Source organism: Phreatobacter sp., assembly GCF_016793595.1.
In the GTDB taxonomy this organism is placed as follows: Bacteria; Pseudomonadota; Alphaproteobacteria; order Rhizobiales; family Phreatobacteraceae; genus Phreatobacter.
This window is the reverse complement of the sequence record NZ_JAEULY010000019.1, coordinates 43,945-64,969: the sequence shown is the minus strand read 5'-3', so window position 1 is coordinate 64,969 and position 21,025 is coordinate 43,945. Positions and strand designations below refer to the sequence as shown.

Annotated in this window: 20 protein-coding genes; 9 read left to right on the top strand and 11 right to left on the bottom strand. The window is 67.5% G+C overall.

Annotated elements, in window-relative coordinates; genetic code table 11:
- Window positions 1-146: 146 nt before the first annotated feature.
- Window positions 147-959 carry an exodeoxyribonuclease III gene (gene xth / locus JNK84_RS19050; protein ID WP_293426743.1) on the bottom strand — a complete coding sequence of 271 codons (813 nt, stop codon included), beginning with the start codon at window positions 957-959 and terminating at the stop codon, window positions 147-149.
- 157 nt (window positions 960-1,116) lie between these two features.
- Here xth and JNK84_RS19045 point away from each other — a divergent pair, with 157 nt between their 5' ends.
- The 4 genes from JNK84_RS19045 (at window position 1,117) to JNK84_RS19030 (ending at window position 5,127) form a co-directional block, all read left to right on the top strand.
- Window positions 1,117-1,266: a histidine kinase gene (locus tag JNK84_RS19045; protein ID WP_293426740.1), complete on the top strand. Its 150-nt coding sequence runs from the start codon at window positions 1,117-1,119 to the stop codon at window positions 1,264-1,266.
- Window positions 1,267-1,271: 5 nt separating this feature from the next.
- On the top strand, window positions 1,272-2,195 hold the full coding sequence (locus JNK84_RS19040; protein WP_293426737.1) for a site-specific tyrosine recombinase XerD: 924 nt from the start codon (window positions 1,272-1,274) through the stop codon (window positions 2,193-2,195).
- 97 nt (window positions 2,196-2,292) lie between these two features.
- On the top strand, window positions 2,293-3,246 hold the full coding sequence (locus JNK84_RS19035) for an acetyl-CoA carboxylase carboxyltransferase subunit alpha (protein WP_293426734.1): 954 nt from the start codon (window positions 2,293-2,295) through the stop codon (window positions 3,244-3,246).
- A gap of 348 nt (window positions 3,247-3,594) precedes the next feature.
- Window positions 3,595-5,127 (top strand): L,D-transpeptidase family protein, encoded by a 1,533-nt coding sequence (locus tag JNK84_RS19030; protein ID WP_293426731.1) that lies wholly within the window; start codon window positions 3,595-3,597, stop codon window positions 5,125-5,127.
- A gap of 48 nt (window positions 5,128-5,175) precedes the next feature.
- Here the strand turns inward: JNK84_RS19030 and thpR are convergent, their stop codons facing one another.
- From thpR to JNK84_RS19015, 3 genes are all read right to left on the bottom strand, one after another.
- Entirely contained in the window at window positions 5,176-5,715 is a 540-nt protein-coding gene (gene thpR / locus JNK84_RS19025; protein ID WP_293426728.1) for an RNA 2',3'-cyclic phosphodiesterase, read from the bottom strand.
- A gap of 204 nt (window positions 5,716-5,919) precedes the next feature.
- The gene (locus JNK84_RS19020; RefSeq protein ID WP_293426725.1) at window positions 5,920-6,693 is read right to left on the bottom strand and encodes a glutamine amidotransferase; all 774 of its coding nucleotides are present in this window, start codon (window positions 6,691-6,693) and stop codon (window positions 5,920-5,922) included.
- A gap of 118 nt (window positions 6,694-6,811) precedes the next feature.
- Entirely contained in the window at window positions 6,812-7,174 is a 363-nt protein-coding gene (locus tag JNK84_RS19015) for a response regulator (protein ID WP_293426722.1), read from the bottom strand.
- A gap of 82 nt (window positions 7,175-7,256) precedes the next feature.
- On the opposite strand from JNK84_RS19015, the gene JNK84_RS19010 reads away from it, so the two are divergent.
- The 4 genes from JNK84_RS19010 to JNK84_RS18995 all read left to right on the top strand — a co-directional run bounded on the left by JNK84_RS19010 (window position 7,257) and on the right by JNK84_RS18995 (window position 11,170).
- Window positions 7,257-8,186, top strand: a complete 930-nt coding sequence (locus tag JNK84_RS19010; RefSeq protein ID WP_293426719.1) for an AEC family transporter — start codon at window positions 7,257-7,259, stop codon at window positions 8,184-8,186.
- Window positions 8,187-8,330: 144 nt separating this feature from the next.
- On the top strand, window positions 8,331-10,100 hold the full coding sequence (locus JNK84_RS19005; protein ID WP_293426716.1) for an ABC transporter ATP-binding protein/permease: 1,770 nt from the start codon (window positions 8,331-8,333) through the stop codon (window positions 10,098-10,100).
- 52 nt (window positions 10,101-10,152) lie between these two features.
- A complete protein-coding gene (locus tag JNK84_RS19000) occupies window positions 10,153-10,728 on the top strand; it encodes a hypothetical protein (RefSeq protein WP_293426713.1) in 576 nt (191 codons plus the stop codon).
- A gap of 88 nt (window positions 10,729-10,816) precedes the next feature.
- Entirely contained in the window at window positions 10,817-11,170 is a 354-nt protein-coding gene (locus tag JNK84_RS18995; protein ID WP_293426710.1) for a DUF2794 domain-containing protein, read from the top strand.
- Window positions 11,171-11,203: 33 nt separating this feature from the next.
- Here the strand turns inward: JNK84_RS18995 and JNK84_RS18990 are convergent, their stop codons facing one another.
- From JNK84_RS18990 to JNK84_RS18960, 7 genes are all read right to left on the bottom strand, one after another.
- Window positions 11,204-12,364 (bottom strand): acetyl-CoA C-acetyltransferase, encoded by a 1,161-nt coding sequence (locus tag JNK84_RS18990; RefSeq protein WP_293426707.1) that lies wholly within the window; start codon window positions 12,362-12,364, stop codon window positions 11,204-11,206.
- Between the two features lie 29 nt (window positions 12,365-12,393).
- Window positions 12,394-13,584: an acyl-CoA dehydrogenase family protein gene (locus JNK84_RS18985; RefSeq protein WP_293426704.1), complete on the bottom strand. Its 1,191-nt coding sequence runs from the start codon at window positions 13,582-13,584 to the stop codon at window positions 12,394-12,396.
- Window positions 13,581-14,342, bottom strand: coding sequence for an SDR family NAD(P)-dependent oxidoreductase (locus JNK84_RS18980; RefSeq protein ID WP_293426700.1), 762 nt, complete (start codon window positions 14,340-14,342; stop codon window positions 13,581-13,583). The genes JNK84_RS18985 and JNK84_RS18980 overlap by 4 nt, the downstream gene beginning before the upstream one ends.
- Before the next feature lie 123 nt (window positions 14,343-14,465).
- Window positions 14,466-15,194, bottom strand: coding sequence for a transglutaminase-like domain-containing protein (locus JNK84_RS18975; protein ID WP_293426698.1), 729 nt, complete (start codon window positions 15,192-15,194; stop codon window positions 14,466-14,468).
- 74 nt (window positions 15,195-15,268) lie between these two features.
- Window positions 15,269-16,495 (bottom strand): ABC transporter substrate-binding protein, encoded by a 1,227-nt coding sequence (locus JNK84_RS18970; RefSeq protein ID WP_293426696.1) that lies wholly within the window; start codon window positions 16,493-16,495, stop codon window positions 15,269-15,271.
- Window positions 16,496-16,570: 75 nt separating this feature from the next.
- On the bottom strand, window positions 16,571-18,271 hold the full coding sequence (locus JNK84_RS18965; protein ID WP_293426694.1) for an AMP-binding protein: 1,701 nt from the start codon (window positions 18,269-18,271) through the stop codon (window positions 16,571-16,573).
- Between the two features lie 114 nt (window positions 18,272-18,385).
- Complete coding sequence (locus tag JNK84_RS18960; RefSeq protein WP_293426691.1) at window positions 18,386-19,231, bottom strand: TetR/AcrR family transcriptional regulator; 846 nt, start codon at window positions 19,229-19,231, stop codon at window positions 18,386-18,388.
- Window positions 19,232-19,405: 174 nt separating this feature from the next.
- On the opposite strand from JNK84_RS18960, the gene JNK84_RS18955 reads away from it, so the two are divergent.
- The gene (locus JNK84_RS18955) at window positions 19,406-21,025 is read left to right on the top strand and encodes an AMP-binding protein (protein ID WP_293426688.1); all 1,620 of its coding nucleotides are present in this window, start codon (window positions 19,406-19,408) and stop codon (window positions 21,023-21,025) included.

Genomic DNA, 21,025 nt, shown 5'->3' with positions numbered 1-21,025 from the left:
GATAATCGATTTTCAAGGTCAAATTGACCGGGCGCGCACCGTAGAAGCGGCCCTGTTGGGTGTCAACGAAACGCCCGGCCGCCGCCATAGGGCGTTCGGGTGATGCAATGCAACAAGAGAGTTGGCAAACCTGCCCGGAGCGCCACTCAGAAATCGAGGGTAGCGATCACCGGCACGTGGTCGGACGGGCGGTCCCAGCCGCGCGCCTCGCGCACGATCTCGAAACTCTTCATGGCCGGCGTCAGCGCCGGGCTGAGCCAGATGTGATCGAGCCGGCGGCCCTTGTTGGCGGCGGCCCAGTCCGGTGAACGGTAGCTCCACCACGTATAGAGTTTCTCCGGCTCGGGGGTCAGCGAGCGCATCATGTCGATCCAGCCGCCGCGCTCGGACACTTCGGTCAGGCGGCGGCGCTCCAGCGGCGTGTGCGAGACGACCTTGGCGAGCTGCTTGGAACTCCAGACGTCGTGCTCCAGCGGCGCGATGTTGAGGTCGCCGACGAGAATCGCCTTCGACTTGCCATCGCCGACCTTCAGCGCGTCCCAGCCCTCCATCTCGTCGAGGAAACCGAGCTTGTGCGCGAATTTGTCGTTGATCGCGGGGTCCGGCTCGTCGCCGCCGGCGGGAACGTAGAAATTGTGGATGCGCGTGCCGGCGGCAGGCCCTTCCGCCAGCGTCACCGCGATGTGCCGGGCGTCCTGCTTGCCGCAGAAGGGCTTCCGCTCGACGTCCTTCAGGGCGTGGCGCGAGAAGACCGCGACGCCGTGATAGCCCTTCTGGCCGTGGATCGCGACGTGGTCGTAGCCCATCCGTTTCACGTCCGAGAGTGGAAACTGGCCGTCCATGCACTTGGTTTCCTGCAGACATAGGACGTCCGGCCGGTGTGCGTCGACGAAACGCGCGACGGTGTCGATGCGCAGGCGCACGGAATTGATGTTCCAGGTGGCGACGGTCAGGGGCATGGGGGTCCTCATCGGGCCGCGCGACCATAGAGGCGCCTTTCCCGCTCCGAAAGTCGCCCGCCGCCGCCATCCACCGCGCAGCGGTTGCGGCGCAGCCGCATTCATGGTCAGTCTCGGAGCAGGTTCCTGGCCGCAAATCCCTTGGGGGACGCCCTCCTTGCCGACGCTTGTCCGCTTCCTGACGGTCCTCATTCTGATCGGCGGAGTGATCTTCTCGGGGATGCTGGCTTTCGCCTATCTGGTCGAGCCGGAGCCGCGCGACATGAGCGTGACCATTCCGCCCGCCCGCCTCCAGCCCAGGCGCTAGGCGCCGTGGCCGGCGAGATCGACCTGTTCCTCGACATGATGGCCGCCGAGCGCGGGGCGGCGAAGAACACGCTCGACGCCTACCGCCGCGACCTCGACGACTACGCCGAATTCCTCGCGGGCGAGGCGCTTGCGCCGAAAACGGCCACAACCGACGCGATCCGCGCCTATCTCGCCGACTGCCAGTCGCGCGGGCTGAAGACGGCTTCGGTCGCGCGGCGGCTCTCGGCCCTGCGCCAGCTTCATCGCTTCATCTATACGGAAGGGCTCGGAACCGAGGATCCCGCCGCCGTGCTCGAGGGGCCGAAGCGCGGCCGGCCGCTGCCGAAATCGCTGGCGCTATCGGAGGTCGACCGGCTGCTGGCGGTCGCGAAGGAGGGGCTGGACGACGCGGCGCGTCCGATCGGCGAGCGGCTGAGGGTAGCCCGGATGGCCTGCCTTCTCGAACTGCTCTACGCCACGGGCCTGCGCGTTTCCGAGCTGATCGCGCTGCCCGTGACCGCCGCGCGACGTGACGAACGCTTCCTCGTGGTGCGCGGCAAGGGCAACAAGGAGCGCATCGTGCCGCTGAACAATGCGGCCAAGGCGGCGATGGCCGCCTATCTGGCCTTGCGCGAACAGGCCGGTCTTGCCGCATCGAAATGGCTTTTCCCCTCGTCGGGCGAGAGCGGTCATCTGACGCGGCAACATGTCGGGCGCGAACTGAAGACGGTGGCCGGGGCCGCCGGGCTGCCGGCGGCGAAGGTCTCGCCGCACGTCCTGCGCCACGCCTTCGCCAGCCATCTCCTGCAGAACGGAGCGGATTTGCGCTCCGTGCAACAGTTGCTCGGTCATGCCGACATTGCCACGACACAGATCTATACCCATGTGCTTGACGAGCGGCTGGCAGGGCTCGTCAGAGACCTCCATCCGCTTGCCGAGGATGAGTGACGGCCCAGCCGTCCCTTGACTTGGCCCCACCCGGCGGGCATGTCCTCGCCCTTCGCCGGCCCTCGGGCCGCCCTCATCCCGGGGCCATACCCTTCCGATGCGAAGCTATCTCGACTTCGAAAAGCCGATTGCCGAACTCGAATCCAAGGTCGAGGAACTGCGCGAAGTCGCGCAGCGGGACGGCGGCGTCTCGATCAGCGAGGAAGTGACCAAGCTCGAGCAGAAGGCCGATCAGGCGCTGAGGGAGCTCTATGCCGGGCTGACGCCTTGGCAGAAGACGCTCGTCGCGCGCCATCCGGGACGGCCGCACACGCTTGATTATATCGGCCAGCTGATCGAGGACTTCACGCCGCTCGCGGGGGACCGCGTCTTCGGCGAGGATGAGGCCATTGTCGGCGGTTTCGGACGATTCCGCGGCGAAAGCGTCTGCATCATGGGGCACGAGCGCGGCGACACGACCGAAACGCGCATCCGGCACAATTTCGGCATGGCGCGACCGGAGGGCTACCGCAAGGCCGTGCGCCTGATGGAGACCGCCGAACGTTTCGACATTCCGGTGATCTCGCTGGTCGACACCGCCGGCGCCTATCCCGGCATCGGCGCCGAGGAGCGCGGCCAGGCCGAGGCCATCGCCCGCTCCACCGACAAGAGCCTGTCGCTGGGCGTGCCGAACGTTGCCGTCATCATCGGCGAGGGCGGTTCGGGCGGCGCCATCGCGATTGCGACCGCCAACAAGGTGCTGATGCTGGAACACGCCATCTACAGCGTGATCTCGCCGGAAGGCGCGGCCTCGATCCTCTGGCGCGACACGACCAAGGCCCAGGAAGCCGCCACCAACATGAAGATCACCGCGCAGGACCTGCTGCGCTTCGGCGTGATCGACCAGATGGTGCAGGAGCCGGTCGGCGGCGCGCACCGCGACCCCGATCTCGCGGTTTCCCGCGTCGGCGACGCCATTGCTCAGTCGTTGCAGGGCTTTCGCGGTCTCGCGCCCGAGGAAATCCGCCGCCTGAGGCGCGACAAGTTCCTCGCCATCGGCCGCGCGATCTGATCGTCGGCTGGCCGCCTGCCACACCGTGGCCACGTTCCTTGCCCACAGATCACCACGATGTGACGCGCATGGGCATTTCGTTAACCGTCGAGGTCAATTTCCGCTGCTTGCGGTAACCCCGGGTTGACGCTATCCCTCGGCCGGAAAGGGTCCGTTAAGGATCGTCAGCGCCAAGCTGAGACCGCAATAAAGGGCGCTTCGCGCCTGAGGTTCGGGAGCAGAGCATTGCGTCAAACGGCAGGAGCCGCCGAGGGCGTTTCCCCTCGCGCATCGCGGATGAAGGGCTGGCGGCTCGCTGCGACGGCGACCGTCTGCGCGCTACTGCTGGCCGGCTGCCAGGAAGGCGGCATGTCCCGCTCGAATCCGAACCGCGGCCATATGCCGATCTCCCAGGCTGTCGCCGAGGAATTGAATGTGCGCGGCATGACGCGCACCTCGCCCGTGCTGATCCGCATCTTCAAGCAGGAAGCCGAGCTGGAAGTGTGGAAGCGCGACGGCTCCGGCCGCTACGCGCTCTTCAAGACCTATCCGATCTGCAACTATTCCGGCGATCTCGGCCCGAAGGTCCGCGAGGGCGACCGCCAGTCGCCGGAGGGCTTCTATCAGATCAATATGAGCCTGATGAACCCGAACTCGTCCTACTACCTCGCCTTCAACATGGGCTTCCCGAACCAGTTCGACCGTTCCTACGGGCGGACCGGCTCGCATCTCATGGTCCACGGCGACTGCTCGTCGCGCGGCTGCTACGCCATGACTGACGAGGCCATCGCCGAGGTCTATGCGATCGCGCGCGAGGCGCTACAGGGCGGGCAGGAGAGCTTCCAGGTTCAGGCCTATCCGTTCCGCATGACCGCGCGGAACATGGCCCGCCACCGCAACAGCCCGCATATGGCGTTCTGGCGCAACCTGAAGGAAGGTCACGACCACTTCGAGGTCACGCGCCAGGAGCCGCAGGTCGATGTCTGCGAGCGCCGCTATGTGTTCAACGCCGTCGCGCCGGATTCGCCGCTTGCCAGCGGCGGCGGTGGCCAGACCCGCGAGATGATCGCCGCCGATCCCTGGGCCGGCCAGCGTTCGCCCGGAACGGCGCGTGCCGCCGTCACGACCTCGGCGACGCCGGTTCCGACCTCGCTCAACCAGCCGGTCACCACCATGGCGCCGGTGACGCGCGCCGCGCCGACACGTTCAGTTCGCGCCCGCTTCACGGCGGTCGGCGAGGACGCAACGCCGCGCCCGAACTTCCAGGCCGCTGGCCGCTGCCCGACCTATGTCGTGCCGGCGCCGATCCGGCAGGCGGTGGCCGCCAAGAACGCCCGCGACATGGCGCAGGTCGCATCGCTGTCCCGCGAAGTCGAAGCCGCGCCGGCGCGCTCCGGAATCGACGGCGGCACGCATCGCCGCTTCGCCGACCGTTTCGCCCATCGCCAGATCCGCGTCGGTTCGAGCGAGCAGACCTTCTCGCTGGCTTCGCAGGAATCGACGCCGGTGACGCTGGTTTCGGCGCGCTCGCCGGTTGCCGCGACCCAGCCGCAGGCGCAGACGGCCGCTGCCACCCCGTCCGCGCCGCCGGCGGCGGCCCCGGCGAGCCAGACCGCGACCGCTCAGGCCGCCACGCCGGCGCCCCAAGGCAACATGACGGTTCCGACAAGCCTTGCTCTCGCACCGGTGCCTCAGCCCTCGCCGCTGCGCACCACGATCGCCCAGCGTCAGGTGGGCGGCGTCATGCCTTCGGGCGTTCCCGGCACGGCTTTCGCGCCGGTGGAGCCGGTCTCGCCGCAGCCGCAGCAGGCGCAGGGTAACTGGTTCACGCGGATGATCGGCCGGACCGGCACGTCGGAGCCGACCCAGAGCCAGGCGGCCGCTCCTCCCGCGCAGCAGTAAGCGGTCGTCGCAGCACGATAGGCAGGCCGCGCGGGCGCGTGGCTTCGCTCACGCCGCCAGCGGATAGGTCTCCTCGACGAGATAGGGACCGCCGCCGACCGATTCCTTCGACGAGAACAGAACGAAGCTCGGCACGATGAACGTGCGGCTGAGGAACAGGCCGCGCAGCGCCAGCCAGTCTGCCACCGTGCGTGCGGTCGCGTCGCGACCGAGCCGCGCAAGCGTCACATGGGGCACGAATTTGCGCGTTTCCGGCGACAAGCCGACGCGCCGCATGATGCGCTCGTGCTCGGCCTGCAATTCCAGCAGCGGCTGGGTCTGTTTCACCGATACGTAGAGCGAACGGGGCCGATCGCCGCCGAAGGCGCCGAGGCCGGTCAGCGTCACCTCGATGGAGCGCTTCTTCACGGCGTAGAGCAGGTCGGCAATCTCATTGGCGGTGCGCTCGTCGACATCGCCGATGAAGCGCAGGGTCAGGTGATAGTCCTCGGGCTCGATCCAGCGGGCACTCATCAGGCCGCCGCGCAGCTTGCTGAGGTCGTCCGCCATGGTCTCGGGAACTTCCAGACCGGTGAAGATGCGGGGCATGCCGACCTCCCTGCCATGCGGCGCCGAGGCCAGAACGGGCCTCGTGCGGGCGGGTCCGGGAGATGTCGCCTGAGCGTGCGGGCCGGGGCCGGAACGGGCTCGCCGTCAGCACCGCTGTTCCAAGCGAATCGCCGAGGACCTCCCTTCCAGTGTGACGCTCGCCAAACGCGATGTCATCACCATGACGCCAGCAACAAGCGGCGCTTACGCGACTTTCAGGCTGGTCCAGTGATCGAGGAACGAGTCGAGCCAGACGCGCACCGCCGGATCGTGCATGAGCCGGCCGTCGAAATGCTCCTGCCTGGAGCGGGCATTGGGCGAGGCCATGCGCTCGTGCGCGCGCGTGGTCCAGCGGTTCATCATCCAGTGCGTCACTTCCGGGTGGAACTGGATGCCGTAGGCCGCCCGCCCGACACGGATCGCCTGATTGCTGAAACAGTCACCGGTCGCCAGCAGTTCGGCGCCGGCCGGCACGTCGAATCCCTCGCGGTGCCACTGATAGACATGATCCGGCCAGGGCAGCTCACTGAGGGCGGCTTCGGTCGGGTAGAGCGGGTAATAGCCGACCTCGACATGGCCCTGCGGGTGAAAATAGACCTTCCCGCCAAGGTGCCGCGCCAGCATCTGCGCGCCGAGGCAGATGCCGAGAAAGGGCAGCTCGTCCTTCAGCGCTAGGCCGATCCAGTCGGTCTCCGCCTTGACGAAATCGTCGGGATCGTTGGCGCTCATCGGGCCGCCGAAGATCACCGCGCCGGCGAAGTGGGTCGTGTCGGTCGGCAGCGGGTCGCCGAAGCGGGGGCGGCGGATGTCGAGCCGGAAGCCGCGTTCCTGCAGCAGGCGGCCGACGCGGCCGGGAGTCGAATGCTCCTGATGGAGAACGACGAGGATGTCGGTGGGTCGGACGGCGCACGCGGCGGAACGGCGCCGGACCGTGCCGGAAATCCTTGAATCTGGGCGTACCAGAGAACGCGCGGTCATGGATCGAGTCACCCGGGAGAATGTGAATCTACCCTGAGTGTGATCAAGAGGCAGGCTTGGTTAAAGATGCCTGAACAACTGGCAGGTGTGCGTTGCACAACCGTCACGTCTTGCAGGCTCAGCCCGCCAGGGCCCTCGCAAGCACGGCGGCCTCGACCGGCTTCTGCAGCACGACGTCGAACAGACCGGGCAGCATGTCGGCGGGATCGTCGCCCGACAGCGCCACGAGGCGGGGGTGGCCAGGATGGGCCTTCATGGCGATCGCGACCGCCGCGCCATCCATGTCGGGCATGCGCCGGTCGATAACCGCCACGTCGAAGGCCTGCCCGGCGACCGCCTCCAGAGCGGCATGGCCGCCATCCACCGCGGTCACGTCATGGCCGAGGGCGCTGGCGATGCGGGCGACCACCTCGCGCGAGAATTCGTGGTCGTCGGCGACCAGCACGCGTAGCGGCGGGGAACCCAGGGATTTTGCGGGCATGGCGGACATGCGACATGGCTACCGCCGAATGACGAAGAAATGGTTTACTGCCGGTGAATTCGCTCCGGATTCCCGCCATTCCATGCTCGAACTCATCCTCCTCGTCGTGCCGGTCTTCGGCCTCGTGGCGCTCGGCTACGGGGCGGCGCTGCTCGGGCTGATCGGCGAGAAGGCGAACGAGGGGCTGACCTCCTACCTGTTCGTCATTGGCGCCCCGGCGCTGATCCTGAAACTGCTGACGTCGGCGGTCTTCCCGGAGATTTTTCCGTGGGGCTACTGGATTGCCTATTACGCCGGCATGGCGGCGATCTGGATCGCGGCCACTCTTCTCACGGCCACGGTGTTCAAGCGCAGCCACGGCGATGCCGTCATCGCGGGGCTTGCGGCCGGGCAGGCCAACACGGTGCTGATCGGCATCCCGATCATCCTCAAGGCCTATGGCGAGCAGGCCGCCTTTCCCATCGCCATGCTGCTGGCGGTGAACCTGCCGATCACCATGACCACGGCGACGCTGATGCTGGAGGGCACGCGCGCGGCTGGCAGCGCCGTGTTCGGCAAGCTGGTGCGCGGCCTTGCGACCCACCCGCTGATCATCGCCATGGCCTTCGGCATTGGCGCGCAGCTCCTCGGGATCAAGCCGTCCGGACCGCTCGGCACCATGCTGGACATGGTGGCGGGCACGACGATCCCGCTATCGCTGATCGCCCTCGGCCTGTCGCTGAAGACCTATGGCGTCCGGGCAGACGTGCCGGTGGCGCTGATGATCACCTTTCTCAGGCTGATCGTTCACCCCGCGATCGCCTATGCCATCGCCCACCACGTCTTCGCGCTGCCGCCGGCCTGGACCGGCACCGTCGTTCTGTTCGCGGCCATGCCGGCCGGCATCAACGCCTATCTGTTCGCCGCCCGCTACGGGCAGGGCGTCGGCATCGCCTCGACGACGGTGGCGCTGTCGACCCTGCTGGCGGTCTTCTCATCGATCATCTGGCTCAGGGTGCTCGGTATCGGCTGAGGCGGCCGGTTCAGGCTGGGTTCATCGCCCGCGTGCGGCACTGGAGGCGAATTGCGCCCGGCCGGCACTTCTGAAATGGTGACGGTCACAGTTTCGTGAGGTCAGGCGGGTCCGCCAGCGTTCATGTCGTCTCCCGCAGCAAGCGTGCCCACCTCGGACGGGCTGGACCGCAAGGTCTTCCGGGATTTCTTCGCGCTCGCCATAGGCTGGTGGCGGGGAGCCAGCGCGCGCCGCGCCTGGTTCCTGACGCTGGCGCTCGGCGCCTGCCTCGTCGTCAATGTCGGCATCAATTTCGCGGTCAATACCTGGAACCGGCGCTTCTTCGACGCGCTGGAGAATTCCGACAGCCACACCGTCTTCTGGGCGGTGATCGCATTTCTCGGCCTTGTCTTCTGCGCGGCGGCGATCGGCGTCGGCATCGTCCTGTCGCGCGAGACGCTGCAGGTGCGCTGGCGCGAATGGCTGATCGGCTCGCTGCTGGACCGGTGGATCGGCGGCCAGCGCTACTATCGCATGGGCCTTGCGCGCACCGAGCCGGCCAACCCCGAATACCGCATCGCCGACGATACGCGCATGGCGACCGAGCCGATCGTCGATTTCGCCATCGGCCTCGTCACCTCCATTGTCTCGGCGCTGACCTTCGTCGGCGTGCTCTGGATGGTCGGCGGCAGCCTGACCCTCCATATCGGCTCCACCGACATCGTGATCCCCGGCTACATGGTGCTGGCCGCGATCGTCTACGGCGTCTGCGTCTCCGGCCTGATGCTGTGGATCGGCCGCAAGCTGCCGGGGGCCGTGGCGCGGCGCAACGAGGGCGAGGCGAAGCTGCGCTTCGAGCTGACGCGGCTGCGCGAGAACGCCGAGAGCGTCGCGCTGATCCGCGGCGAGGCGGACGAGCGGCGCGCGCTGGGCGCGACCTATGCCGACCTCGTCACCCGCTGGCTCGGTGTCGTGCGCCGCCATGGCCACATCACCTGGCTGACCAATTCCAACGGCGTGTTCATCCCGGTCCTGCCGCTGCTGCTGGCGGCGCCGAAATATCTCTCCGGCGAGTTCACGCTCGGCCAGGTGACCCAGCTCGCCGGCGCCTTCATGCAGGTGCAGGTGGCCATCGCCTGGCTGGTCGACAACTTCAAGGCGCTCGCCCAGTGCTACGCCTCGATGCAGCGCGTGACCGAACTGACCAATGCCATCGACGATATCGACGGCGATTTCGACCGGCTGCATACCGGCGGCGTGGTGCTCGCGCCGTCCGGTTCGGGCGCCTTGCGGCTCGATGAACTGACCGTCGCCGACCGCACGGGCCGTGTGCTCATCGACCAGATCACCGCACGCATCGAGCCGGGCGAGAAGGTCGTCGTGGCCGGCGAGAGCGGCACGGGCAAATCGACCCTCGTTCGCGCCATGGCCGGGCTATGGCCCTGGGGCACCGGCGTTATCGCCCTGCCGGCGGGCGGCACGATCGCCTTCGTGCCGGAACGCGCCTATCTGCCGGCCGGCACGTTGCGCGGGGCGCTGCTCTATCCGGCCCAGAGTGCCGAGGTGGCCGATGCCGTGCTGTCCGAGGCGCTCACCGAGGCGGGGCTTGGCTATCTCAGCCACCGGCTCGATGAGACCGACCGCTGGGACCAGACGCTGTCCAACGGCGAGCGCCAGCGCCTCGCCATTGCCCGGTTGATCGTGCAGAAGCCGGACCTCGTCATCCTCGACGGCGCGACCAGCGCGCTGGACGAGGCGGGCGAGGCGCGCCTGATGGCGACGCTTGCCGCGGTTCTCGACGGCTCGACGCTGGTCAGCGTCGGCCTGAGGCCCGGGCTCGACGCCCTGCACGACCGCAAGCTGGTGCTGAAGCGCGGGGCCCGCGGCGCCCATCTCGAATCGGTGCCGCTGCGCACGCGGCCCGTCACCCACTGATCCATCCCATCCGCGCCGCGCGGCGCAAGCGAGCTTCACGAAAGGCAAGGCCATGGCACTGCATATCTGGGATCACTTCTGGGACCTGAGGGTCAAGGAATGCCCCTGCGACGTTCACTTCTGCGACTGGCTCGAAGCGGAGAACATTACCGGCAAGGCGATCTTCCATTTCGGCACCGGCGGGCATCACATTCTCGGCCTGCACAATGTCGAGAAAGGTCTGAAGAACGCCATTCTCGGCATCACGGCCTCGCCCGGCGAGATTCGCACCTACGAGACGATGATCGTCGAGAATCCGGAACTTGGCTGGGGCTACAAGGCCTATTTCGGCGACATCTATCAGCTCGACAAGCGCCTGCTGCCGATGTTCGACGTCGTGACGCTGTTCCATGTCGGCGAGTTCCGCACCGAGGCGAATGACGCCTATGGCGGGCTGACCGACTACGAGATGGTGAAGCTGCTGGCCGGCCAGACCAGGGAAGGCGGCACGATCGCCTTCTATGCGGGCTCCTACGCCTACGACAAGGCGAAGGTCGTCCACGACAAGCTGGTCGAGGAAGGCATCCTCAAAGCCAAGGGGCAGTACCAGACCCTGCCGCTGTTCGAGCGTACGGCAAAGCCGGTCTGAAGCCCTGCCGCTTCCGGCTTGCCAATCCCGGCTCATGGGTCGATCATGACCGGCAGATGACGCGAGCCGGAGCGCCGAAAGGAGCCTCATGTCCGACATCGAGACGAGTCCCGCCGGCACCGTCGTTCCCCTGAACGCCGGTGCCGCTCCTCCGAGGGTCTCCTTCGATCGGCGCGAATTGCAGCAGATTCTGCAACTCTACGGGCGCATGGTGTCCGCCGGCGAATGGCGCGACTATGCCATCGATTTCCTGAAATCCAAGGCGGTCTTCGCCATCTTCCGCCGCTCCTCGGAAGTGCCGCTCTACCGGATCGAGAAGAATCCGGAGGCCAAGCAGGGCGCCTACTCGGTCGTCAGCGCCACAGGCCTGATCATGAAGCGCGGGCCGGAACTCAGGCGCGTGCTCGCGGTGCTTGAAAAGCCCCTAAAGGTCGTGCAGTAGCGCCGCCCCGAGCCGGGACGGCGCTGCCAGGCATCAGAGCGCCTCGACGATGGTGACGTTGGCGATGCCGCCACCCTCGCACATGGTCTGGAGGCCGTAGCGCTTCCCGCGCGCACGCAGCGCATGGACCAGCGTCGCCATCAGCTTGGTGCCGGAGGCGCCGAGAGGATGGCCGAGCGCAATGGCGCCGCCATTGACGTTGAGGCGCGACGGGTCGGCGCCGGTCGCCTTCAGCCAGGCAAGCGGCACGGGCGCGAAGGCCTCGTTGACCTCGTAGAGGTCGATGTCCTCGATGCGCATGCCGGCGCGCTTCAGGGCGCGCTCGGTTGCCGGGATCGGCTCCTCCAGCATGATGACGGGATCGCCGGCGGTGACGGTCAGGTTGTGGATGCGCGCGATGGGCTTCAGGCCATGAGCCTTCACCGCGGCTTCGCTGGCGACGAGCACGCCCGACGAGCCGTCGCAGACCTGGCTGGCATTGGCGGCGGTGATGTAGCCGCCCTCCACCAGCGTCTTCACCGAGCCGATGCCCTCCAGCGTCGCGTCGAAGCGGATGCCCTCGTCGCGGATATGCGGCACGCCGTCGACATCGACGGGGATGATCTCCCGCCCGAAGGCGCCGGCCTCGGTCGCGGCGATGGCCTTCCGGTGGCTCTCCAGCGCGAACCGGTCGAGCTCGTCCTTGGTGAAGCCGTACTTCTTGGCGATCATCTCGGCGCCGGTGAACTGGCTGAACTCGTTGACACCGAAGCGCTCGCGGATGCGCGGCGAGACCGGGCCGGTTCCGACGCCCGCCTTGCCGTAGAGCGCGACGTTCGAGAACATCGGCGCGCGCGTCATGCTCTCGACGCCGGCCGCGATGACCAGGTCCTGCGTGCCAGACATCACCGCCTGCGCGGCGAACTGGATCGCCTGCTGCGAGGAGCCGCACTGGCGGTCGATGGAGACCGCCGGCACGCTCTGCGGCAGCTTCGAGGCCAGCACCATGTTGCGGCCGATCTGAAAGGCCTGCTCGCCACCCTGCGTGACGCAGCCGACCACGACGTCCTCGATCGCGCCCGGATCGACGCCGGTGCGATCCACGAGGGCGTTCAGCACCTCGCCGCCGAGATCAGCGGGATGCCAGCCGGCGAGCTTGCCGCCGCGGCGTCCGCCCGCAGTGCGCACGGCATCGATGATATAGGCCTCGGCCATGGTCGTGATCCTTCTCGCTGCCGGCGCCTTCAGGCCTGCCGGGCGTGTTTCCAGTCGCGCTTGATCTTCTTGGCGAGCGACCATTTGTGCACTTCGGTCGGGCCGTCATAGATGCGGAAGGCGCGGACCTCGCGGAACACCTGTTCGACGATGGTGTCGGTGGAGACGCCCATGCCGCCCATGACCTGCACGCAGCGGTCGGCGATGCGCATCAGCGCCTCGGAAACCGCGACCTTGGCCATGGAACTCTCTGCCGTGCCGAGCGAACCCGAATCGAGCACGCCCGCGCACCAGTCGATCATCAGTTCGGCCTGCTTCAGGTCGATGAGGTTCTCGGCCAGCATGAAGCCGACGCCCTCGTGGTCGACCAGAAGCTTGCCGAAGGCTTCGCGCCGGCAGGCATAATCGGTGGCGATCTCGTTGGCGCGCTTGCAGGCGCCGAGCCAGCGCATGCAATGGGAGAGCCGGGCCGGCGACAGGCGCACCTGCGCATATTTGAAGCCCTCGCCGCTCGCCCCCAGCATCTGGTCGGCCGGCACCCGCAGGTTGTCGATGACCACAACGGCGTGGCCGCCGGGCATCGAGGAGTCCATGGTGCCGAGCACCCGCTCGATGCGGATGGCGGGGTCCGGCAGATCGACGAGAAACATGCAGGCGCCGTCGTCGGATTTCGCCATGACGATGCCGACCCTGGCGCCCTCGGCACCGGTGATGAAGGCCTTGCGGCCGTTGATCACCCAGTGATTGCCGTCGGGCCGGCAGGTCGTCTTCATCATGGAGGGGTCGGACCCCGCGCCGCCTTCCAGCGCCGGTTCGGTCATGAAGAAAGCCGAGCGCGAGCGGCCCTCGACGAGCTGCTTCAGGAAGCGCTCCTTCTGCTCGGGGCTTCCGACCTTGCCGAGAAGGTACATGTTGCCTTCGTCGGGAGCGGCCGTGTTCACCGCGACGGGGCCGAGCGGCGAGAGGCCCGAACGGATCAGCACATAGGCCGTTTCGACCTGCGTGAGATGGTCGCCGTCGCCGAGGATGTGCGGGGTCAGGACGCCGGCCTTGCGGGCCTTGTCCTTCAGCTCGCGGACCAGATCCTCGGACGGACCATGGGGCCCGAGACGGGGATCGCGCTCGTAGGGCACGACGATGTCGCGCACGAAGGCTTCGACCTTCGCGGCGATGACACGGGCACGTTCGGAGACCTGCTCGGCCGGTGCGTGGCTGCTCATTTCGGCGTCATGCGGATAGCGCCGTCGAGGCGGATGGTCTCGCCGTTCAGCATCGGGTTGGTGACGATGGCCTCGACCATCTGGGCATATTCGTCGGGGTGGCCAAGGCGCGAGGGGAACGGTACCTGCGCGCCGAGCGAATCCTGCGCCTCCTTGGGCAGCGACCCCATCAGCGGGGTGAGGAACAGGCCGGGCGCGATGGTGACGACGCGGATGCCGAAGCGCGCGAGCTCGCGCGCGATGGGCAGGGTCATGCCGACGATGCCGCCCTTGGAGGCTGCATAGGCCGGCTGGCCGATCTGGCCGTCGAAGGCGGCGACGGAGGCGGTGTTGATGATGACGCCGCGCTCCTCGCCGACCGGATCGGCCGTGTGCAGGCGCGCCGCGAACTTGGACAGCACGTTGAACGTGCCGATGAGGTTCACCTGGATGATGGTGTTGAAGTCCTTGAGCGGCAGGGCCGAGCCGTCGCGCGCGATGACCTTGGCGGGCGGGCCGATGCCGGCGCAGTTGACGCAGATGCGCGCCTTGCCGTGCAGGCCTTCAGCCTCCGCGAGGGCAGCGTCGACCGCCGCCTCGTCGGTGACGTTGAGCTTGACGAAATGGCCGCCGACTTCCTTCGCCTTCTCGATGCCGAGGCTTTCGTTGAGGTCGAAGATCGTGACCTTCGCGCCGGCAGCCGCCAGCCGCGATGCCGTGGCCCCGCCGAGGCCGGAAGCGCCGCCGGTGACAACCGCGGCCATGCCCTGAATTTTCATCGTTTCGCTCGCTTGTTCTGATGCGCGGGCGTGCGGCCCGTCTGCTGGTAATCAGTGTGGACCGCAGGCCTGTCGGGGCCAATCCAGCCGACAGGCGGATGCGCCGTCATGACGTGTCTGGTGTCAGCGCGTGCCAAAGGGGTCGTCCCCGGCAGCGCCGGCCTTTTCGCTCGCCGGCCTGTCACCGGACTGCCGGATCATGTCGGAGCCGGCATAGGCTTTGTGAAAGTCGCGCTCGACCTTGTCGAAGGGCAGGTCCGACCAGGCGCCGTGCTGGCGCAGATATTCCATGTGCCGCCGCCCCTTCGCATCGAATTCCTGCAGGATCGCGTCGGCGCGACCGTCGAACTCGGTCGGCGCGACACCGAAGCGCTGGCACAGCTCGATATTGAAGGCGGGCGCCGCCTTCACCCAGCGGCCGTCGACATGCAGCAGGGAGAAGCCGTGGTCGACGAACAGGGTCGAGCCGCCCATCTGCCGCGTCAGTTTCTCGGAGGTCAGGTGATTGGTGACGTCCGCGAGCCCTATCGCCGAGGGGATGCCGATGGACCGGGCGAGGGCGGAGAGCAGCACGGCCTTGGTGATGCAGTAGCCGTGATCGGCGGCGAGCACGGTGCTCGCCATGTGGTGCTCGGGGGTCAGGCGGAAGTTGAACGGGTCGTACCGCCAGCCGTCGCGCACGTGGTAAAACAGCCGGATCGCCTTCTCACGGTCGTCGGCCGCGCCTTCGACGATGCCCTGCGCGCGGGCGCGGATGGCGGGGTCGGCGCTGTCGATGAAGCGTCCAGGCTCGCGATAGGCGGGCTGATCGGTCAGCGCCTCGTCCGGCGCGGTGTGGATCACCTCTGTCATTGCTGCCCTGTCGCCTCGGTTGAATTCGCGGGGACCGGATGGCCCGGTCCCCGCCTTGTCGTCAACCCGGCCGTTCAGCGACGCATCAGCGGGCACTGGCTCTCGGCCGCCGGCACGAAGGCCTGCTCGCCGGTGAAGCGCGAGACGACCCGGAGCAGATCTTCCGGATTGCTCATCTGGCCGGGGGCCTTGGCCTCGGCATACATCACATCGCGCATCAGCCGGCCGTCGGCGCGAATGCGCGCGCCACGGGTGAAGAAATCCTCCACGGGCATTTCGCGCATCTTGGCGAGGACCGCCGCGGTCTCGACAGTGCCGGCTGCCTGCACGGCGCGCAGGTAGTGCCGCACGGCGCTGTAGACATTGGCCTGCGGGTCGGTCGGCAGGCTGCCGGTCGCCTGCTTGAAGCGGTCGGCGAAGGCGCGCGTCTCGGCGTTCTCACCCCAGTAGTAGGAGAGCACGACCGGCATGCCCTGGGTCGCCTGGCTGCCGACGGCGGAGATGTCCACCGTGGTCATGGAGAAGGGCACGTAGCGCTGGCCGGCGGCGCGCAGGCCGAATTCGTCGGCCTGCTTGACCGAGTTGATCATGTCGGAGCCGCCGCCGATGAAGCCGATGTTCTTGGCGCCGGAGGCCTGAGCCCGCAGGAGGAACGAAGAGAAGTCCGGCGTGCCGAGCGGGAAACGCACCGCGCCGACGACCCGGCCGCCCGCGGCCTGGATCAGCTTGGTGGCGTCGGCCTCGATCGAGTGGCCGGCGGCGTAGTCGACAGTGAGGAAATACCAGCTGTTCTCGCCCTGGCCGGATGCGCCGCGCACGGTGAGGTTCGACACGGCGTAGCCGTCATTGGCCCATTGCATGCCGTGGGTCGAGCACTGTGCGCCGCCGATGAGGGCGCTGGAAGCCATGGAGACGACGAGCAGCCGATCCTTGTCCTGCGCGACCTTCTGGACGGCGAGCGCGACGCCCGAGGAATAGATGTCGAAGATCGCGCGGACGCCCTGCACGTCATACCATTCGCGCGCCAGCGACGAGCCGAGATCGGGCTTGTGCTGGTGGTCGGCGGAGAGCACTTCCACAGGGCGGCCGAGCACCGTGCCGCCGAGATCCTGAACGGCCATGCGGGCCGCGGCGACCGAGCCCGGACCGGTGATCGCCGAGTACGGGCCGCCCTGGTCGTTGAGGACGCCGATGCGGATGGGGCCCGATCCCTGGGCCCGCACCGGCGCCTCGGCCATGGCGAGCGCCGCGAAGGCGGCGAGACCGCCGAGCGCGGCCTTCTTCCAGAATTTGCGAGACATGATCTTTCCTCCTGCCGGTCATGCCGGCTTCTCGATGTTCATTGTCCGGCGAGAGCCGGCATGCGTCTGGCGGCTCTAGAGGAGCGCGCGAAGCTGCTCTTTCTTGACCTTGCCGGTCTCGGTCATCGGCAGGACGTCGACGAAGCGGATTTCCGGCTGCTTGTAGGAAGACATCATTCGCCCGCACCACTGGCGGAAGGCGTCCTGGCCGGCGGCGTTGCGCTGCTCCTCCGGCAGCCAGACGAAGGCGACCGGCACCTCGCCCTTGGCTTCGTCAGGGCGGCCGATGACGCCCGAGCCGAGCAGGCCCGGATACTGGCCGAGAATCGCCTCCAGCTCACCGGGGAAGACGCTCATGCCGTTGACCTTGAGCATTTCCTTGCGGCGGCCGAGGAAGTGCAGGATGCCGTCCGTGTCGTAGACGCCGATATCGCCGGTGTGGAACCAGCCGTTGCGGAACACCTCGGCATTGGCGTCGGGGCGGTTCCAGTAGCCCTTGAACAGCGAGGGCGAGCGGATGCAGATCTCGCCTTCCTCGCCGAGCGCCTTGAACGCGCCGGTCTCGAAGTCGCAGATCTTGAAATCCGTGCCCGGCACCGGGAAGCCGACGAAGACCGGCTGCGAGTTGAGGTCGAAATCGTCCCGGTCGAGACCGTAGTTCATGGTGTCGCAGGTGTGGGTCTCCGTCATTCCCCACGCGACCTCGCGGATCGTCGAGCCGGTCACCTCGCGCCAGCGGCGCCGCAGGTCCGGATTGAGCTTCTTGACGAAGGAGACGCCGCCCGTCCGCTCGAGGCTTGTCAGGTCGTAATTCGGCCGCTCGGGGTGATCGACGATGTCCACCGCGCCGTCGACCAGGAAGCTCGCATGGGTCACCTTCAGCCGGTCGATCGCGGCCATGGAGGCGACAGGGTCCCAGCGGTTCAACAGAACGCAGGTGCAGCCGGCGAAGACCGGGAAAATGACGCCGAACACCTCGCCCGCGACCCAGAACACCGGCAGGTAGCAGAGATAGGTCGAGTCCTTGGTTGTCCCGAGCGAGAAGGGGACCGTGGTTGCCGCCGTGTAGACCATGTCGCGCTGGGTATGGATGCACCCCTTGGGCATGCCGGTCGTGCCGCCGGTATAGTTCAGCGCTGCGACGTCATCGAGGGAGACAGGAGCCGGCGGGACGAAGGGGCCAGCTGTTGCGCCGAGCGCCGGCAACATATCGACGGCGCCGGCGATCGCGCGCTTCGGCGCGAGAACCGTCGCCGGCGCGGGGACGGCGGGCGTTGCAGGAGCCATCTCCGAAAGGGATGTCACCAGCACATGCCGGACCGAGGTCTGGCCGAGGACTTCCGCGACCGTGTCGTGGAGCTGGTCGAGGCAGAGGATGGCCGTCGCGGCGGTGTCGTTGAGTTCGTAGAGTAGCTCGGGGGCCTTGAACATCGGATTGCACGGCACGTGGACGGCGCCGAGCTTCAGGATGCCGTAGAAGGCCACGATGAATTGCGGGCAGTTCGACATGAACACCGCGACGCGGTCGCCCTTGCCGATGCCGAGGCTGACCAGAAGGGCCGCGAAGGCATCGCTCAGGCGGTCCAGCTCGCGATAGGTCGTCACCGCGCCGTAGAAGTTGATCGCCGCCTTCTCCGGCTGGATCTCCGCCCACCGTCGCAGGTGGTCGGTCAGCAGGATTTCGCCGAACGGATATTGCGGCACGCGCGGCAACTCCGCCGGCCAGAGCCGATCCTGCACCGACGACACCATGGCGAGATAGTCCCGCTCGTCCACGCCTTCCTCCCGGCTTTGCCTTTGGTCGCAGGCTGACGTCCGGCGCCGGAAAAATCAATAGAGCAATTGATTGTTGACGATCATGCAGCTATCCGCCTCATGGGGGATGCGGCGTCAGACCGTGTCGGTCTCGGGAGCGCGCTGGCGCGGCGACGCGGAGCCTTGGGCAGGCGCCGCCAGCAGGCCGTCGAACAGGATGTCGATGAGCGTGTCGGAGAACGACGCCACCGCCCTCTGCTGCCCAAGGTCGACGCCGTACATGTCCTTGACGATGGTATGCAGCGCGAAGCTGAGCGAGGCAGCCGAGGTCACCGCATTGGTGATGTCGTGCACGGGCGCCCGGCGCATGGCGCCTGAATCCATCGCCTCGCGCACGGCCTGATCGAACACCCCGAACCCGGGGGCGAGGAAGTTGTCGATCAGCCATTTCAGCCGCGGGCTGCGCGTGGTTGCCTCATAGACCACGATCCGCACATGGTCGGGATTGGCTGCGTTGGCCTCGATCAGGCGGCGGGTCAGCACCTTCAGCTTGCCGAGGGGGTCGAGGCCGGCGAGGTCTGCCGGTGTTGCGCGGAACAGCCGGCCGCGCCGCCGCATCAGCCGACGCATCGCCTCTTCCCAGAGTTTCGTCTTGGTGCCGAAGTGATAGTGAACCATGGACTGGGTCAGGCCGGCCGCCTCGGCTATCTGGCCGGTCGTCACGGTGTCGAAGCCGTAGCGCGCGAAGAGCGTGATGCTGGCATCGAGCAGTTGGTCGCGCGTCTGATCGGGGCGGTCGCGCTCGGAATTGCGGGGGCGGCCCGGCGGCCGCTTGGGGGCGTCGGCAGACTTCGGCGATCTAGTCGTCGCGACATCGTTCGCCGCGCCCGCGGCCGAGCGCTTGCCAGCGGGGTTTTGCGCCGCCGTCGCGGCATTTCGCCGTCCGGAGACCGGGGGGGCTTCGGATGCTCTTCGCGCCATGGTGCGGATTGCGCTCGCTGTTGTTCGTTGGCTTCATGCTATCAGCCGGATGGACGAGCACAATAATTATTTGGTCTATTGATTTATTGACCCCGCCCCTTAGCATGGCGTGGCCGGGCCTCCTTGGGGGGTCGGCCACGCGAAGACCCCCTCAAGGGCGCACAGGAGGAGATCATGACAGCCAGCGGTGTGCCGGGCCGGGAGGCCTGCGTCCTGCGCGACCTTCTCGATCGCCATGCCGCCGCCACGCCGGACAAGCCTTTCGTCGTCATGCCCGATGGCGGCGGGGTCGGCTACGGCGCGCTGCGCGACGATGTCAGGGCCATTGCGCGCGGCCTTCAGGATCTCGGCGTGGCGCAGGGCGAGCACGTGCTGGTCTGGTTGCCCAACGGCGTCGAGGGGCTGAAGGTCTGGTTCGCGATCAACTATGTCGGCGCGGTCTATGTGCCGATCAACACGGCCTATCGCGGTGGCATCCTCGAACACGTGATCCGCAATTCCGGCGCGCGACTGATGATCGGCCATGCCGGCCTGATCGAGCGGCTTCAGCATGTCGACAAGGCCGCGCTCGAGCGGGTGGTTGTGCTGGGCGGCGTGGCGCCTCCCGTCGACGGGCTCGCCATGCTGCCGGCCGAGCAGCTCAGAAGCGAGGGTGAGGTATTGCCGCTCGCCCGCGCCATCGAGCCCTGGGACACGCAGAGCATCATCTACACATCCGGCACGACCGGCCCGTCGAAAGGCGTGCTGTCGTCCTACGCGCATCTCCATGCCATGGCGACGTCGCTGGCCGCCGATGGCGAGGGCGTATCCTTCGTCGGACCGGACGAGCGCTTCATGGTCAATCTGCCGATGTTCCATGTCGGCGGCACCGCGCCGACCTATGCCATGCTGGTGGCGGGTGGATCGATCGCGCTGCTGGAAGCCTTCGACACCCGTACCTTCTGGAACATCGTCACTGCGACCCAGACGACCGTCGTCATCCTGCTCGGCGTCATGGCCTCGTTCCTGATGAAGGAGCCGGTTCGCGAAGGCGAGCGCGACACGCCGCTGAAGAACGTCATCATCATTCCGCTGAGCCCCGAGGGCGTTGCCTTCCGCGAGCGGTTCGGCGTCATCACGCGCACGCTGTTCAACATGAGCGAGGTGTCCTGCCCGCTGGTCGCCGAGCCGAACCCGTCCGTCGCCGCGACCTGCGGCAAGCCGCGCCGCGGCGTGCAGCTCCGGCTTGTCGATGCCCACGACCGCGAGGTGCCGCGCGGCGAGATCGGCGAGCTGGTCATCCGCACCGATGCGCCCTGGGCGCTGAACCATGGCTACAACGCCAATCCGGAGGCGACCGCGAGCGCCTGGCGCAATGGCTGGTTCCACACCGGCGATGCCTTTCGCATCGATGCCGACGGCAACTACTTCTTCGTCGACCGGTTCAAGGACGCCATCCGCCGGCGCGGCGAGAACGTCTCGTCCTTCGAGGTCGAGCTGGAGGTCTGCGCCCATCCGGCGGTGCGCGAGGCGGCCGCCGTCGCGGTGCCCAGCCCGCACGGCGAGGACGACATCCTCGTCGCAGTGTCGCTGGCCGAGGGACGCGCGCTCGATCCCGCCGAACTGCTCGCCTTCCTGACGCCGCGCATGGCCCATTTCATGGTGCCGCGCTACATCCGCGTCATCGGCGACCTGCCGAAGACGCCGACCAACAAGGTCGAGAAATACCTCATCCGCAAGGACGGGATCACGACGGATACGTGGGACCGCGAAGCAGCCGGCATTTCCGTCCGGCGCGAGAAGCTCGCGGGCTAA